12 protein-coding genes are annotated in these 17,289 nt (G+C 40.7%); 7 read left to right on the top strand and 5 right to left on the bottom strand.

Annotated features, from left to right (window positions below):
• Positions 1 to 7 precede the first annotated feature (7 nt).
• The 4 genes from H6G86_RS02415 to rnhA all read left to right on the top strand — a co-directional run bounded on the left by H6G86_RS02415 (position 8) and on the right by rnhA (position 4,246).
• Positions 8 to 1,519, top strand: coding sequence for a hybrid sensor histidine kinase/response regulator (locus H6G86_RS02415; protein ID WP_190932939.1), 1,512 nt, complete (start codon positions 8 to 10; stop codon positions 1,517 to 1,519).
• 215 nt (positions 1,520 to 1,734) lie between these two features.
• Positions 1,735 to 3,048 (top strand): amino acid permease, encoded by a 1,314-nt coding sequence (locus H6G86_RS02420; RefSeq protein ID WP_190933118.1) that lies wholly within the window; start codon positions 1,735 to 1,737, stop codon positions 3,046 to 3,048.
• Between the two features lie 25 nt (positions 3,049 to 3,073).
• Positions 3,074 to 3,334, top strand: a complete 261-nt coding sequence (locus tag H6G86_RS02425) for a hypothetical protein (protein ID WP_190932940.1) — start codon at positions 3,074 to 3,076, stop codon at positions 3,332 to 3,334.
• A gap of 3 nt (positions 3,335 to 3,337) precedes the next feature.
• Complete coding sequence (gene rnhA / locus H6G86_RS02430; protein WP_190932941.1) at positions 3,338 to 4,246, top strand: ribonuclease HI; 909 nt, start codon at positions 3,338 to 3,340, stop codon at positions 4,244 to 4,246.
• A 144-nt stretch (positions 4,247 to 4,390) separates the two neighbouring features.
• Here rnhA and cruG read toward each other — a convergent pair whose 3' ends face one another.
• Positions 4,391 to 5,617 (bottom strand): 2'-O-glycosyltransferase CruG, encoded by a 1,227-nt coding sequence (gene cruG / locus H6G86_RS02435; RefSeq protein WP_242064657.1) that lies wholly within the window; start codon positions 5,615 to 5,617, stop codon positions 4,391 to 4,393.
• 137 nt (positions 5,618 to 5,754) lie between these two features.
• Positions 5,755 to 6,663, bottom strand: coding sequence for a gamma-carotene 1'-hydroxylase CruF (gene cruF / locus H6G86_RS02440; protein ID WP_190932943.1), 909 nt, complete (start codon positions 6,661 to 6,663; stop codon positions 5,755 to 5,757).
• 417 nt (positions 6,664 to 7,080) lie between these two features.
• On the opposite strand from cruF, the gene H6G86_RS02445 reads away from it, so the two are divergent.
• The 3 genes from H6G86_RS02445 to H6G86_RS02455 are packed head-to-tail and all read left to right on the top strand — an operon-like array spanning position 7,081 to position 9,849.
• Positions 7,081 to 8,166: an ABC transporter substrate-binding protein gene (locus H6G86_RS02445; protein WP_190932944.1), complete on the top strand. Its 1,086-nt coding sequence runs from the start codon at positions 7,081 to 7,083 to the stop codon at positions 8,164 to 8,166.
• Positions 8,167 to 8,193: 27 nt separating this feature from the next.
• A complete protein-coding gene (locus H6G86_RS02450) occupies positions 8,194 to 9,087 on the top strand; it encodes an ABC transporter permease (protein ID WP_190932945.1) in 894 nt (297 codons plus the stop codon).
• A 54-nt stretch (positions 9,088 to 9,141) separates the two neighbouring features.
• Positions 9,142 to 9,849: a Uma2 family endonuclease gene (locus H6G86_RS02455; protein ID WP_190932946.1), complete on the top strand. Its 708-nt coding sequence runs from the start codon at positions 9,142 to 9,144 to the stop codon at positions 9,847 to 9,849.
• A gap of 17 nt (positions 9,850 to 9,866) precedes the next feature.
• Here H6G86_RS02455 and H6G86_RS02460 read toward each other — a convergent pair whose 3' ends face one another.
• From H6G86_RS02460 to H6G86_RS02470, 3 genes are all read right to left on the bottom strand, one after another.
• Entirely contained in the window at positions 9,867 to 13,496 is a 3,630-nt protein-coding gene (locus tag H6G86_RS02460; protein WP_190932947.1) for a hybrid sensor histidine kinase/response regulator, read from the bottom strand.
• On the bottom strand, positions 13,493 to 13,765 hold the full coding sequence (locus H6G86_RS02465; protein ID WP_313930429.1) for a four helix bundle protein: 273 nt from the start codon (positions 13,763 to 13,765) through the stop codon (positions 13,493 to 13,495). Before H6G86_RS02465 ends, H6G86_RS02460 begins: the two co-directional genes overlap by 4 nt.
• Positions 13,766 to 13,913: 148 nt before the next feature.
• The gene (locus H6G86_RS02470; protein ID WP_190932948.1) at positions 13,914 to 17,222 is read right to left on the bottom strand and encodes a GAF domain-containing protein; all 3,309 of its coding nucleotides are present in this window, start codon (positions 17,220 to 17,222) and stop codon (positions 13,914 to 13,916) included.
• Between the last annotated feature and the right edge of the window lie 67 nt (positions 17,223 to 17,289).

Consider the following 17,289-nt stretch of genomic DNA (forward strand, 5'->3'; position numbering starts at 1 on the left):
ATATCAAATGGGTCAAGCTAGGATTTTAGTTGTTGAAGATGAAGTGATTGTGGCTAGGGCTATTGCTAGCCAACTTAGTCAACTAGGTTACGTTGTTACGGGAACAGCTTCATCTGGAAAAGTTGCCATTGCTAAGGCATTGGAAACTCAACCAGAGTTAGTATTAATGGATATTATTCTTAAAGGTGAAATGGATGGTATTGCTACTGCCAGCCATATTCGCGAGCAGTTAGATGTTCCTGTAATATTTTTAACTGCTTATGGTGATAATAATACTTTAGAAAGAGCCAAAATTACCCAACCTTTTGGATACATTGTTAAACCATTTACTACAAAAGATTTAAAGATAGCAATTGAAATCGGTCTTTTAAAACACCAGTTAGAGCGTGAACTACGGCAGAATCGAGATCAGTTGGCAACCCTTTTAAACTCAATAAGCGATGCTGTAATCGCTACAAATGAGCAGGGGAATGTGACATTTATGAATCCCGCAGCTGAGGCACTGACTGGCTGGCAGCAAAAAGATGCTTTAGGAAATGAGGCGGCAAATATTTTTCATATTGTCGATGAATCCACAGATACTATATTAGAAAACCCAGTGACAAAAGTGCTGCGCGAACAGCAGGTTGTTTATTTAAAGGAATTCACATCTCTGATTAGAAGAGACGGAAAAAGAGTTCCAATTGGTGATAGTGCTTCGCCACTGAAGGGAGGGCGAGATAAAATAAATGGTGTAGTAGTTGTTTTCTGGGATCTTAGCGATCACCGCCAAACAAAAGTGCTAGAGAAAGCATTAGAAAAAGAGCAAGAACTTAACCGTCTCAAATCCTTATTTATCTCTACCGTATCTCATGAGTTCCGTAATCCTTTGACTGTTATTCAAACGGCAGTAGAGCTTATAGAGATGAAAGGAGGAAATTTGACAGATGAAAAAAGAGGAATTTATTTAAAGCGAATTCAAGGTGCTGTGGAGTCTATGGAAAAACTCATGGAAGAAGTGCTGTTTGTGGGTCGAGCGGAGGCAAAAAAACTTGTATATAACCCTGCTCCACTTAACTTAGAGCAATTCTGTCTAGAGTTAATCAAAGATTTTTCTATTGTTGAAAGTAGCGTGTGTGAAGTTGTTTTTACCTGTCATAGCGATCGCACTGACGCTGTAATGGATGAAGGACTATTAAATTATATGTTCGGAAATCTGCTCTCAAATGCGATTAAATATTCTCCAAGAGGTGGCAAAATTGAGTTTAATTTAATATGCGATCCAATTGGGAAAGTAGCAATTATTTATATTCAAGATCAAGGTATGGGCATTCCAGAAGCAGATCAAGGTAGACTTTTTGAATCATTTTACCGAGGCTCAAATGTCCAATCAATTAAGGGTACTGGGTTAGGGTTAGTAATCGTTAAAAGGTGCGTTGATGCTCACAGTGGTCAAATTAGTTTTACAAGTCAAATTGGGGTTGGTACAAAATTTACAGTAATTTTGCCCTTAAATTCCGATAGCTCAAGCGAAAGCTAGAGGTAGTTTTATTTTGAGAATCAAATTGATTATTAAATTGCTTTTTTTCAAGTAATACAAATTACACTCCTGCTCAAAAAGTTGTGTTAACGATGAAATGGCGATCGCATCTTTTTCGCTAAAATTTCTCTGTAAAAAGAAGAACATCAGTGTTTTTGCGAAGAATATTTCCAGATGCTAGTATTGTTAATCGGGTTTATGTACGGGTATTCAGTATGCTTCCCATAGAGACTGTTCTCAAAGATTCAGAGCAAGTCACTCGGTTGTTTTCTCATCTTGAATTTGATGGAAAAAAGCTTAATCATCAACCGGGTAGTGTATTGGGGAGTACTGCATTGATTGCGGGAACCACTGTTGGGGCTGGAATTCTCGCCCTACCAGCCGTTACTCTGCCGTCTGGTATTGTACCATCCACATCTGGACTGATTGCTGTTTGGCTTTACGCTTTAGTTGCAGGGTTATTGGTTGCAGAAGTTACCTTAAACACGATGCGAACAGAAGGGCGTGTAAGCATAGGTTTTTTGGGAGTTGTTGAGAAAATTCTTGGTAAGGTGGGAGCGCAAATGGCTGGCGGTGCATATTTATTTATGCATTATGCTCTCTTGGTAGCATACATCACCCAAGGTGGAGAGATTTTAGGATATGCGGCGGCAAAAATTTGGAGTGTGCAGATATTACCGACATGGATGGGCACAACGACTTTCACACTGTTATTTGGTGGCATTATGTATCTTGGGCGAGAAAAGTTTATTGAGAAATTAAACAGTGCCTTTGTTGGAATTGTCATCGTGTCTTTTTTGGGATTATTGTTTTTCGCAGGAAGGCACATTCATAGTGCCCAACTCTTATTTCAGAACTGGAGTGCCCTTGGTAGTGCTATTTCAGTGATGTCTGTGGCGCTATTTTTCCAAAACGTTGTGCCGTTAGTTGTAACGCAACTCGAAGGGGATGTCGGCAAAATTCGTCAGTCTATCTTAATTGGTTCTGTGATTCCTCTAATTATGTTCTTGGCGTGGAATGCCGTAATTTTAGGAAGCGTCAGTCCTGATATGCAATATGGCACATCTGATGGTAGAACTGTTTTTGACCCACTGCAAATTCTCCAAGCAGGCGGTGCAGGAGAATGGTTAGGAGTTCTAGTATCTATTTTTTCAGAGTTTGCGATCGTCACATCATTCATTGGATTTGTATATGGATTGCTGGATTTGTTCGAAGATATTTTTCTTGCACAGAGCAAGCTTTCTAACCGTTTTCCCCTCTATTCACTGGTTCTTTTCCCGCCGATGACTCTTGGAACGCTCAATCCCAGCATCTTTTTTACTGCTCTAGATTACACTGGAACGTTCAGTATCTCAGTTTTGGGTGGAATTATTCCGGCGTTAATGAGTTGGAAGCAACGTCAAGAACAAGAAAACTCAGATAGCACAAATCAACTACTTGTTCCTGGTGGAAAGGTGACACTCATTGTGATGATTGGAGTGGCATTAACCATGATGGGAAGACAAATTTTAGTAATTTACACAGAGTAAAACCATAGTAGAATCCAAGGTACTATTGACCATCTACAACGTAAAAAGCGATCGCACTAGCAACCAGCCAAATCGCATCTTCAGTTTGAACTGCTCAATACCCACCCAACAGCAAAAAATCATTTTTTGTCACAACAGCCTTTTTGTGAAGCATTATTACTGGAATGCTAACCAGTATAATAACCTGGATATTCTTTATAAAAATTCGCCGCTAATCACTTTTGGCTTTGCGTCCTTCTCTGACGAGACGCTGCGCGAATGCGTCCTTTGCGGTTCGATATCCTAAACCATGTCCACTCAACCCATAATCCAAAGCATATATACTGATGGTGCTTGCACCGGGAACCCTGGCCCTGGCGGTTGGGGAGTTGTCATCTACTTTAGCGATGGCTCAATCCACGAAATGGGCGATGCATCGCCTCATACCACCAATAATAAAATGGAAATGCAAGCTGCGATCGCAGCCCTCCAATTTCTGCAAACATCTCAACAAGCCCAACCAATCACCCTTCATACCGATAGCGAATACCTGATTAACTGCGTTACCAAGTGGGTGAAAGGCTGGAAAAAGAAAGGCTGGAAAAAATCAGATGGTAAACCCGTCCAAAACCAAGAGCTTTTGGAAACTCTTGATGAACTCAATACTCAACAGGTAAAATGGCAACACGTCAGGGGACATTCTGGTAACATAGGTAACGAACGTTGTGATGCGATCGCTCGCACTTATGCTAGTGGCAAAATCCCTTCGCTACAACAATTCACTTCTACAAATTTTTATAAATCTTTACCTTCCACAAATGAACTAAATGTAGCAAAAGTAGCTGATTATGAAAAAAACTCTCGAATAATTAACCAAAGTCCGCAAGAAATCAGTACTTCTGCACTAGAAAGAACCGTTATGGAACCATCAACTGGGCCTACTGCGGCCACTATCGATGAAAAACCGGCAGAAATCAGGGTTTCGCAACTCCGCAGCTTGGTTGAAACTCTGCGTATCGCTGACGAAATTTCAGAAAAAGGCTACTTAATCACCAGTTCTGAGTTAGCAGACTTGATGGATGTCCACGCCAGCGCTGTTACCAGTCGGGGAGATCAATGGCGCTGGCGAAACTGGATAGTGTCACGGGTACGCCGTGAAGGAAATCAAATTCTTTGGGAACTGGAACGCGGGGATCAAGTAGGAGGTGAAGAGGAGTAGGGAATGGGCAGGGAGTAGGGGAGGCAGGGGGAGCAGGGGAGGCAGGGGGAGCAGAGGAGAATATTTAATAATCAATGCCAATTCCCCATTCCCAATGCCCCATTCCCAATTCCCCATTCCCAATTCCCCATTCCCAATCCCCCACTATATATATTTGCGTCCTCGCCACTCACGTGGCTTGTGGAACGCAGATAAGAAGATTCGCAGCACAGCTAGGGGATCGGCTAAAGGGGAAAGCCAGAATAACCAGCCGCCTTTAGCACTTTTGCGATCGTAGGAAGGTGCGATCGCAATTAGCATCGCAAAGCGAATCACCACCAAGAATAAATTTAGTCCCAGTAGAAAAAGTAGGGGAGTGGGTAGAGACGCGATTAATCGCGTCTGTAGCGAGTACGAGATTGAGGGAGAAATCAATAAAAAACTGAGGACAATTAAAAGGGGTAGACCTTGGACAGATGTGAGTAGCCATAAATCTCCCCACAACTGAGAACGAGAAGTTGCATCTTTAAGGTCTAGACTCCGCCCCCATTCTTTCCACGTCTCCATCGCCCCCTCATACATTCGTACTTTCAGTACCTTTGCGCCATCTAAAAAGCCTACTTTATACCCAAGAGTTGCAATATTTCGTGCCAAGGTGACATCATCACAAAAAGAACTACTCGCGCTGCTGTAACCACCCACAGCAGCTAAAACGGAGCGACGACACAAAAAACACTGCCCATTTGCCATTACCCGTTCAGGCTGCTCTGCATTGATCCCAGCAGGGTCAAATCGGTAAAGCAGAGTCATCAGCAAAGCTGGTTGTAGCCAGCATTCCCCTGGATATTTGAGGATAAACTGGGGCGAAAGGGAAACTAAGTCATAGCCTTGTGCTTCGGCCGTCTTCACTAAACCCGCAACCAAACCAGGATGTGGTTGAATATCAGCATCCAGCCCCAAAAACCACTGACTACCCTCAGAACTATATAGAAAACCGTTATGCAACGCCCAAGGCCGCCCCACCCAACCAGAGGGTAAGGGATCATCTGTCATCACGCGAAAGCGCGGATCTTTTTGCTGTGTGGCTTTTACTAAGTCGGGTGTACCATCACTAGAGTTGCTATCTACAACAAGAATTTCCCGAACTTCGTAGCTTTGCTGACTTAAACCAGCTAACAGAGGGCTAATGCGAAGCGCTTCGTTCAGTGTGGGAACTACGACACTAACCTTACCTAAAAGCTCTGGCGTTGGCTGTTGCGGTTTTATTGGTGGCAGCCTTCTTGGCCCCTTTAGCAAGCGCGAAAAGAGAATCGCCGTTGCTGGTACTTGAATAAGTAGCAATAAAAAGGATATGGCACTTTCTACTATTAAAGCGTTATCTACTGTTGTCAAAATACTTATCAATTAAAAGTGCGACTATACAAAATAAATGGGCATTGGGAATTGGGAATTGGGAATTGGGAATTGGGAATTGCTAATCGCTGTTACTCTATTCCCTATTCTCCATTCCCCACTCCGCAATTTCTAGGCTATTTTAAAGCAACTTCAACCTTTGCTACTGATACTTCTTTGCTTATTGGTTCAACAGCAACTTGAGCGGGTGTGGTTGAACTCCTTAACCACAGAGCCACGGCGGGAACCACACCAAGGAATAGACCGAGCAATACAGGGATGGAGAACCCAGCAGCCAAACTTAGTCCGGCGGCGAAGGCAAAATTAGTCAAATAAACGACTAAGGGTAGATTGAGTTGCGATCGCTCTAATTTAATCGAGGTGTTTCTCCACAACAAGCCTGCCACACTCATAAACAGGGCGCTAGTACCAAACCAACCTGCATAGTTCTGGTAAGGTGTGCCAAAGAAAGCTCCTGGTTGTTCCCAATACCAAAAAGGCAGAGAAGTTTGACTCATAGCTGGCTCAAGGGCAAAATCCCAGCAAGTGAAGAGTAAAGCACCAACAGCTATAGCCGCAATATGGCGACCCCAACTGGGTTTTTGAGCCACTTTCAAACCAATTCTTGCAATCAAATAAGATGACAGCCCAACATAGAACCAAGACAAAGGAATTGTGAAAGGAACTAGCCCTGCAATCTTATAACCCAAGCCACTCAAGTAGCTATAATCTCCAAATGGAAAACCTGTGCTGGTTCCCAGTAGTTCACTTCCCAAAGAGATAAGCATAGCCGGCAGCATAAATGCTAGCCAAGTTCCCAATCCCAGCGTCCGGTAGGCATAAATAGAGACAGCTATTGTCCCCAGAATGATATCAACTACACCACCGCCTGCCATACTTAACTGTACGGCAGTTTCTCCAACCTGCGATAAGTTGAAAATTATGTCGGCATTAGGTATGACCAGTAGCATCCCTACCAGTCCGAAGGCTTTTGACACGATATGACCAATCAGGCATACGCGCTCAACGATAACAAGTTGTCTCATGATAATTCCTTAACAAGATGTGACACGCGGCTACTCGGCTGCTAACAGTTTACAAATGTTTAACAACATATTTAAATACTTTGTGCCGCAATTCTCTACAAACTTGTTTGGCTTTCTTGGGAAGAGCATAACAGCCGATTGATTGAAGCTATAAAAAATATGATGATAAACCTACTAGTTTAAGCTATATATTCAAAATCTACATAATTCCATCTGCAAAAAATTCTGGTTTCTTGTCCTACTGATACCCGTATGATAAAAAATTCCTTCCATGCAGGGATCTCATTGAGTGAAGAAAACTATTATAAATTAACTAAGCTCTAAAGTGAAGAATGATACATTGATGCCAGAAAATTAGGCCAGGGAATACAAAGTATACCGTAATCTAGAAGTTGTCGATGAATAACTTCTAACTTAATGGCTAACAGACGGCAATTTTTAAAAGGGGTAGCAGCACTTTCTAGCTTATCTTTAGCTGGTTGTGGCTGGAGACTGGCTGAAGTCCGTGCTAATTCTAATACGAATGGTCAACGTGACCAACTTTATGTATTCACCTGGACACAATATACTGACAACCAATTACTGAGAACTTTTAGCACCCAAACTGGAATGAAAGTGCTGGCGGATGTGTATGATTCCAATGATGTCATGCTGGCCAAGTTGCAAGCTGGAGGTGGTGGCATTTACAGCATCATCAATCCATCTGATTACATGGTGCAGAAGATGGTAAACAAAGGTTTGTTAACAGAGATAAATCATGATCGCTTAATCGGTTTAGAGAATTTATTCCCCCGATTTCAGAATCCTAGCTATGACCCCAATAACCGATATAGCATCCCTTTTAACTGGGGGACAACAGGTTTGCTTTACAATTCCGAAAAAATCAAAGATGCACCACAAGACTGGGATTACCTTTGGCAGAACCAAGAAAAACTTAATCAACGGATGACCTTGCTTAATGATGTTCGAGAAGTTATGGGTGCAACCTTACGGATGTTGGGTTATTCTTACAACTCAAAAAACGAACAAGAAATCAAACAAGCTTATGAAAAGTTGAAGGTGCTAAAACCTGCGATCGCACGTTTTGACACTGACGCTTGGCAAAATCAAATTCTGGCAGGAGATTTACTCCTAGCAATGTGCTATTCAGCAGATGCAGTAAAAATTGCTCAAGAAAACCCTAAGCTCAAATATGTGATTCCTCGTAGTGGTTCTTCATTATGGACAGACACTATTGTTATTCCGAAAACAGCCCCTAATTTAGCTGGAGCTTATGCTTGGATCAACATGATTTTGCAACCGGAATTAGCCGCCCAAATCAGTCAACGCTTGAGTATTTCTACGCCTAATAGGGCTGGATTTGAGCAATTGCCAAAAACAATCCAAGATAATGCTAATTTATTTCCCGCAGAATCACTTTTAGCAAACTGTGAACGTGTTACTCCTGTAGGAGACTTTGAAGAGGTTTACGATCGCTATTGGACTCAATTAACTAGCAGTTAAAATAGTTAGGAGTTAGGTTTATAAGTAATGAATATTGAAAAAAATGGGATTTCCCAAATAGAAAAATTGCCTCGCCTGCGAGGAAATTGGCTGCAACCTTTGATATTACTTGCACCATCGGGGATTTGGTTATTACTTTTGTTGGTACTGCCAGCTTTGATAATTTTCGAGTTAAGTTTAGTTGCAGACATTCGTCCGGGAGATTTGGTTAATCCCAACGGCATCCAAAACTACATCCGAATATTCGACCCCCTTTACTTACAAGTAATTGTGCGATCGCTATTTTTTGCGTTAGGCACTACAATAATTTGTTTAATTTTAGGCTTCCCTGTTGCCTATTGGATTGCTCAAATAGCGCCGCTACGTTGGCGTAATTTGTTGCTATTAGGCTTTGTTTTGCCTTTGTGGACTTCCTCACTACTTCGTTCTTATGCTTGGATTACAATTCTTCGTCCTACTGGTTTGTTAAACAGTTTACTCAGCACTTTAGGCTTGCCTACTTTGCAATTACTTAACCAGAGTCAAGCTGTATTTATTGGCATGAGTTACAGCTTGTTACCCTATATGGTTTTGATTTTATATGCTTCTCTCGAAAAGCTAGACAAGCGGTTGTTAGAAGCGGCAGCTGATTTAGGTGCAAATCCGGTGGAAACTTTTTTCCAGGTAACTGTACCGCAAATTCTGCCTGGAATTACGGCCGCTTCTATGCTTGTATTCATCACAGGCTTGGGGGATTTTGTCGATCCAGAATTACTTGGTGGTGCTTCTAGTATGACGGCAGCGCGGTTAGTTTATAACCAGTTCCTGGGAGCCACGCAAAATTGGGGATTTGGTTCTGCTTTAAGTATGACGTTAATTTTGCTTGTTAGTATTGCGATCGCACTTTTAATTAAGTTTGGCGAACCTGCACCCAAACGCTAAACTTTTGGTCGCTCATTTATAATAAGGGCATCAAACGCCAGCGAGACAACGGTTATGCTCTCACCTGATCTCAAAAATGCGTTACCAACTACTGATGAACTTCCCTGTTCAGACGATACGCCAGTGGATAACGAGGATCAAAATTTTTTGCCAAATATTTTACTCTTCTTACTCAACTCCATTTGGGCAAATCGCCTGGATTGGTACTTTGGTGTAGATATGGGAGTGTATCACACCACAGGAGTAAATCCTAGAGTACCTGTAGTGCCGGATGCTTTTTTAAGTGTGGGAGTAGAACGGAAAAAGGGTGGTAAATCGCGCAAAAGTTACGCAGTTTGGGAAGAAAATGGGGTAGTTCCAATATTCACATTAGAAATGGTATCCCATACCCCCGGAGGTGAATATGACGAGAAGCTAGATATATATATAAAACTGGGTGTATTGTACTACGTAATTTATAACCCTGAGTTTTGGCGACGTGACCAACATCAACCCTTTGAAGTGTATAAATTGATAGATGGAAGCTACCAGCTACAAATAGGTGAGCCTTATTTTATGCCAGAAGTGGGGTTAGGTATTGGGCGACACCAGGCTGTAATTGCCGGTATACAACAAGAGTTTTTATGTTGGTATGATGAGCAAGGAAACCGCTATTTGACAGATGCAGAACAGGCACAACAGGAGCGACAAAGGGCTGAACAATTAGCGCAGTATTTACGTTCTCTAGGTGTAGATCCAAATAATCTACCTGGTAATCCGTAATTACGAATTACGAATTTTTAATGATTTACCACCATGAGCGAATCATTTAGATCATCTGCATTACTGTTAATTAACCCCTTAATTGTAGAAAGAAATTCATTTTCTAAATAAGGCTTAGTCAAGTAAGCTTTCGCACCCAATTCTTGAGCAAGTTGGCGATGCTTTTCAGAGCTGCGAGAAGTGAGAATCACCACAGGGATTTTTGCTAATTTGGGGTATTGACGGAAATTGCCCAATAACTCAAAACCATTCATTCGTGGCATCTCTAAATCGGAGACGACAACTTGAATTTCTGGATGTAACTGCAACTTTTCTAGAGCTTCTACACCATTTTGAGCTTGTATCACTTGATAGCCCGATTTTTGTAGAGTGAGAGAGATAGTTTGGCGCAAACTAATTGCGTCATCTACTACTAAAACAACTTTTGGTGATTTATAATCTGGCTTTTGAGAATAACTGGGTTGAGTTTCTATCGTTTTTATAGAAGTAGATGCAGTAAGTAATGGTGTAGATGCAAAAGTGTCTCCCGATATCGCCAAGGCTTTTTTATTTGAGGGAGAAGCTACTGGTAACGCCATGATATCAAGTGTTGTTTGTTGGATCTCGCTAGACTTGACTAGCAATGAAGCATCAATCACTAAGATGAGATTACCATTGGGTAAACTACTACAACCATAAACGTATTTTGGCGGTGCGATCACATTTCCTAAAGGTCTGATGACCAGTTCTTGTTCACCAATTATTTGGTCAACTTCCAAAGCAAACATTCCCTGATTTCGTCGGAGCAAAAGTACTGGATTTTTCGCTATGCTTGGGTCGCCAGTATTTGATGTGTTGTATAGAACACTAGTATTCAAGAATGAATCATTATAATTAATCAATTTTGAAAGGTGACGGAGGCTGACCATAGTCTCATCATTGTCTGTGTTCCAATGCAAGACTTTTTGACCTTCAATTTCTTTAATTTGCTGCTCGGAGGGAATCAATATTTTTTGGATACTGTCCGAAAGAAGGGCATAAATAACACCTTTGGCTTGAACTAGCATTAATTTTTCTGTAGTCATAGAAAAAGGAATTTTGAGTATGAATATTGTTCCTTGGTTAGGTAAGGATTGAACTGAAATTGAGCCATTAAGTGCGTTCATCTGAGTCCGCACAATATCTAACCCCATACCGCGCCCAGAGATTTCAGTCACTTTACCGGCAGTAGAAAATCCAGGTGAAAATATCATGTCTAAAAGTTCAGGTTCGGCCAGATTAGAAGCATAGCTTCTAATTTTTTCTTCAGTTTGTATGGGATATAATTCAGCAGCTTTTGTGCGAATTCTGTCTAAATTCAATCCCTGACCATCATCCCGAACTTCGATAATAGTGTGGCTACCCTGGTGATAAGCGCGGATTTCGATTAATCCTTTTTCTGGTTTCCCAAGCTCTCGGCGAAGTTGTGAAGCTTCAATCCCGTGGTCAAAAGCATTACGTACTAAATGTAATAACGGATCGTAGAGTTTTTCTGCGATCGCTTTATCTACTAGTACTTCAGTACCAGTAAGTTTCAATTCTACAAGTTTGGCATAAACATTCCCCAACTTATTTACCATCTGGGGGAAACGATTTAGGATATTGCCCAAAGGCAACATTCGTGCTTCTACTAAGCTCTCTATAATATTAAGAGTTAAATTCTCTTGTTTGTCACTAATTTGAGCAGCTTGTGTCACGAGCAATTCAAGTGATTCTGTGGTTTCTTGTAGTTGCAGTATTTCTTCTATTGCTTCATGCAATGTTGTATGAAATTCTGTATATACATCCATTTCTAAAGAGTCAAATTTCACCGCAAAATTTTGCGTTTGTTGTGATGCACTATTTGGTATTTGTAATGGGAGATCGCGTAATTCATTTAAAGTTTTTTGGTGTCTAGTAATTTGCCGTATTAATTGATCAATTATTTCTTTAACTTGTTCATCTTGCAAAGTACGTCTTTTTTGGTGAATCAGTAATTCTCCAGCTAAATAATTGAGGTGTTGCAGCCTTTCTGTATCTACTCGAATAAATGAAGGTTGACGAAAGTTTTTAGTTTGAACATACTGTGATTTACCTTCTATTTCTTTGTTGAGCTGTGTAGCTAAATCAGGCATAACTTCAATGGCTGTTTCAGTAACTCCTATAGCTACCTGCTCATTTAGACTTAATGAATCAACTTTTTCTGAATAATCATCATTTGGAGTTGTCACCACTGGCTCTGTCAGGTTTTGGCTAACTTCTCCCCCCCATATTGTTTCTAGTAAATTATCAGTAGTTTGAGAAGATACAGATTTAGATATTTCTTTAAAAACTAACAGTGTTTGCAGTTTGGAAATATCAAGCCAATTTTTTTCTTCGGTAGTAACAGGAGGATAGTTTTTATATTCTTCTGCTAATCTATGAATTCGGTTTTGTAATACTTTAACGACTGAGATATAGCCGTCAGATTTATTAACAAAATTCTGAAACTTTGTGACGGCAAATAGGATGATTAAAATCATCCCATGTCTATAAATACAAAGACTTTGGCTATCTTGTTCATCTTGAACAAAATCAAGAAACTTTCTCAGCCAATTTTCGATATAATCAAGTAGATTTTCTCTTCCTAATCTGGGAACAAGTAAATCTAAATTAAGCTCTGGTTCTGGTATTTCTATCTCGTGATTAAACCAACCAAAAATGTAGCGAATTACTTTTAGATAAAACTTGGCAGTTGTTGGATTTACAGATTCATTTTTATTGTTATCGGATGTAGTGAGAAAGTGGTAAAATTGCTCTTCATTGATAACAAAGATGTCAGCAGATGAATTATTTTGTAATTTTTCAGCTAACTCATTATTTGCCACTAGCGTGAGTTTTCGCAAAGCTAGAGAAGTTTCTCCACCAGATGTGCGATCGCCTTCTAACACCAATTTTTGTGCTTGTTGTAAATCTGCAAGGGCAATTTCAGCGATTTGCTGTACCTGAGTGGGATTTGCTTGCAGTGCTGATAAAATTGTTTGAGAAATTTCTCCCAATCCAGGCAAATTTAGAGATTCTGCTAAACCGAAAAATACCTCAGCTTGGGACTGTAATAATTCAATAAATTCGTTATTATTTGGTGGATTGTTAACAGCTTCAGCAATACTGTTTAGACGTTGCTCTACTCCCACCTCAAAAACTGACTGGACAATATCAAATCCCAATTCCTCAGAAGTGGGAATATGAGCCTCATCACCAAACGTATCACCTAGCTTTTCTTGTAACTGTGAAAACACTGAAGTTGCTCGATTTAGTAGTTCTTCATCATTCACAGTGCTACCTATTAGCTCAGTATTTAATGCTATGCTAAGACACTCATAAGCTTGTAATAAAAGTGTTTGTAGTTCAGCATCAATTACTACATTTGGGTTATATAAAGCCTTAAATACATCTTCCAAAAAATGGGCTATCATCTTAATAACTTCTAGCCCAACATTAGCAGCACCACCTTTAAGTGTATGAGTAGCCCGCATTAAATTATGGACTTTAGCAGTGCTATAACCTTCCGATAAGCTAAATAGTTCTTGTTCAATAATCTGTACTAATTCTGGAGCTTCAGCTAGAAAGTAGATGTATCCTTGTTCGCGAATTTCGTTATCTGTAATCATATTTTAGATTTTAAATTTTGGATTTTGGATTTGCTACGTAAAGTTTTGATTGATGCGACTGTCATTGCCAAAATTTCGGTGTTTTCTGACATCAAGTTGCTTACTTTTTCCAAAGGTAATAAACCAACCTCAACAATAAGTTCCATCCAATAAAGACTTTCATCGGCTTCTTCCTCTACCAAGCTGAGTTTAGCAATGACATCGGCAGTTGACTTACCACGGCAAGCTGACCGATCGTTAGCTCCCATAGATGTTGCTGAACGGATTATCTGCTCTGCCGTTCAGCTCTGTCGAAGGGCTTCTACTAAGCGGATTACTTGCAATCCTAGCTGCTTTATTCCCCGCTTAAAATCTTCCTCATTCATAATCCAAAATCTAAAATCTAAAATCTAAAATCTAAAATCTAAAATCTAAAATCTATTTGACTTTAAACTTGCTAGCAGTTGTTAATAGCTCTTGCGCCATCCCTGATAAATCTTGAAACACAGTCGCAATTTCTTGAGATTCAGCAAAAGTTTTATTAGCAATTTCTGCTACATCTTGCATTGATTTTGTGACTGTTACAGATTGGGTCATTTGTTTTTGAGTCGCTGCGGTAATCCGCTCGATTAGCTGACTAATTTCGGCAGTTGCAGAAACGATCGCATTCAAGTTTTGGCGAGTGTCACTGACAAGATTTGTGCCTTCTACTACCTGCTGAATACCAATTTCCATTGCTACTGCAACTTCTCCGGTTTCTGCTTGAATATCCTGGACTAATTTTTCTATTTCGATGGTTGCTGCTGCTGACTGGCGAGATAAAGAACGGACTTCATCGGCTACAACTGCAAAGCCTTTGCCATATTCACCGGCACGGGTAGCTTCAATAGCCGCATTCAGAGCCAGTACGTTTGTCTGTGTGGCAAAATTACCAATCAAATTCACCACTTTGGAGATTTTTTGCGAAGATTCACTGAGGCGTTTAATCTTTTTGCTGGTTTGAGCAACGGTTTCACGAATTCCTTGGATTGCTTGTACAGTCAGATTCATCGCTGTATCGCCAGACTCTACAGTTTCATTGGCTTGTTGCACCGCAACTTGCACTAATTCGGCATTTGCCACCACAGCTTGAGTAGAATCCACCATCTGTTGAATTTCGCCTAATGCTGCGGTAATTTCCTCAGATTGTTGTTGTGCTAGATTAGTCAGTCCCGCCAGTGAAGCTTCGCTTTTGGTAGAAGTTTGAGCAACTTGTTGAGCAGCCCCTTGTACTTGAAGAACTATTTGCCGCAGCGCTTGCAGGGTATTATTGTAAGCATCAGCGATCGTGCCTAGTTCGTCTTCTGTAATGGGTGCACGTACTGTTAAGTCACCGTTAAGGGCGGGTCTAAGGGCTGTTAAGAGTTGAATAGATCGTTGTTGTAGTAACTCCTTGGCTGCCTTTTCTCGTGCGGCTGCTTCTGCTAATTTTGCTGACTGTGCTTGTACCTGCTGCAAATATTCGGTATGTTGTAATGCCAGTCCTAATTGGTTCCCAATGCGTGCTAACAACGTGACTTCTGATTCTTCCCAATCACGAGTTCCAGAATTTTGATAAGCTGCCAGCAAACCCCACAATTGCTCCCCAGCAAATACAGGAACAATTACATAAGCTTTGACTTCAAATTGCTCTAAAATTTCAATGTGGCAAGGAGAATGACCTACCTGATAGATGTCATTTACAACAAAGTTTTCATCTTGGCTATATCGACCTCCCTGAGTTTCTTGCAAGTGGGTATCTTCCCAGACGGTTTTGATATCGGGGGCTACCAGTTTTACCCAATTATGGCCTACTGATTCCGCTACAAATTCGCCAGTCCAGTTAGGGTTGAAACGATAGACTGCGACGCGATCGCATCGCAGTAATTGCCTTAATTCTTGAGTGGTTGTTTTGAAGATTTCTTCTACATCTAAAGACTGCCGGATGCGGTTACTGATCTTGGTGACAGCTTTCTCTTGTTCTGCTATCTGAGCTAGTTTATCAGATTTCAACCGCACTAATTCAAAATAATCTATCTGTGATTTAGCTAGGCTAAATTGCAAGCTAGTCTGAACCAAAAAGGTCACTTCCCAGGTTTGCCATTCACGGGGGCTAGAATTTTGATAAGCCGCCAGCAAACCCCACAATTTATCCCCAAAGAATATAGGAACAATTATGTAAGCTCTGGCTTCAAACTGCTCTAAAATCTCAATATGGCAGGGAGCAAGCCCTACTTCATAGATATCGTTAACGATAAAGTTTTCACCTTTGACATACCTACCTCCCTTAGTATCTTGCAAGTAAGTATCGTCTAAAACGGTTTTAATATCAGGGCCTACCAGTTTTGCCCAACCAGTACCCACAGACTCAGCCACAAATTCACCGCCCCACTCAGGGTTAAAGCGATAGACGGCGACGCGATCGCATCGTAATGATTGACGCACTTCTTGAGTAGTTGTTTTGAAGATACTATCTACATCTAAAGATTGCCGGATGCGTCCTACTATCTTAGTAAAAGCTTTTTCTTGTTCAACTATTTGAGCTAGTTGTTCAGATTTCTTATGCATTTGTTCGAGATATTCGCCTTGCGAGATAGCCACACCAAATTGCAGTCCAATTTGGGTTACAAAGCTTTCTTCCCAAGGTTGCCAATCACGAGGCCCAGAATTTTGATAAGCTGCCAGCAAGCCCCATAATTTCTCTCCAGAAAATATGGGTGCAATGATGTAAGCCTTCATTTCATACTGCTCTAAAATCTCAATGTGGCATTGAGCATGACCCATTTTATAGATGTCTTTGGCGACAAAGCTTTCACCCTTGGCATAACGTCCTCCCTGGGTGTCTTGCAAGTGGCTATCTTCCCAGACCATATAAAAATCAGGGCTGACCATCTTTATCCAGCCATTACCAACTGACTCAGCGACAAACTCGCCACTCCAGTCAGGTTTAAAGCGATAGACACCGACGCGATCGCATTTTAGTAATTGACGTACTTCTTGAGTGGTTGTTTGAAAAATCTTATCGACATTTGATGCCCGCAGAATTTTGTCGATGACTTTAGCTACAGATTTTTTTGCTAGTATTCGCTGTTGTTCTTCTCTTTTGAATTCAAAACTCTGTAATTTGTAGAGCAGTTCTGTTGTAACTTGAGATAGCAGACTAATTTCTATTTCTTGCCACTGCCGCGTTGAATAGCAATTATTTACTGCCAGCAATCCCCATACTTTACCTTCTACTACTATCGGTAAACTCAAACTAGCTTTTATTTGAAATTTATCTAGTAGTTGCTTTTGATAAGGGGTAAGTTGAATCTGATTGATATCATCAATAACTACAGGTTCGATATAGTCTTGGTTGGTATATAAACCAAAAATAATTCCAGGAATATTTTCGCCTAGAGTCGGTGTCCAACCTAATGTTCGAGATTCTGCTAAAACATTACCTGAATCAAGGGAAGTGAACTGATAGATTAAGGCGCGATCGCAGCCAATTTTTTCTCTAATTTGCGCTACAGTAATTTTGAGTAGTGTATCAAAGTCTGGCGCTTGGCGCAGATGAGTTGCGATGTCTTGCAACTGTCGTCGCCAAGTTTTAAATTCCTGAGCAATGGCATTTAATAAAGATATTTCATTACTAGCAATATTTGCTATATTAGCGTTCCCATTCAAATTTTCTACTTCAGATATTAGATGCTCATTTTCATGGCTGTTGCTATACAAAAATGTCATTTGATTAACCTCAAACTTTGTTATGGATAATAAGTGGATAGTAGGCAGGCAAGAATGGACTATTATT

The organism is Nostoc sp. FACHB-133 (genome assembly GCF_014698055.1).
Lineage (GTDB): Bacteria > Cyanobacteriota > Cyanobacteriia > Cyanobacteriales > Nostocaceae > Nostoc.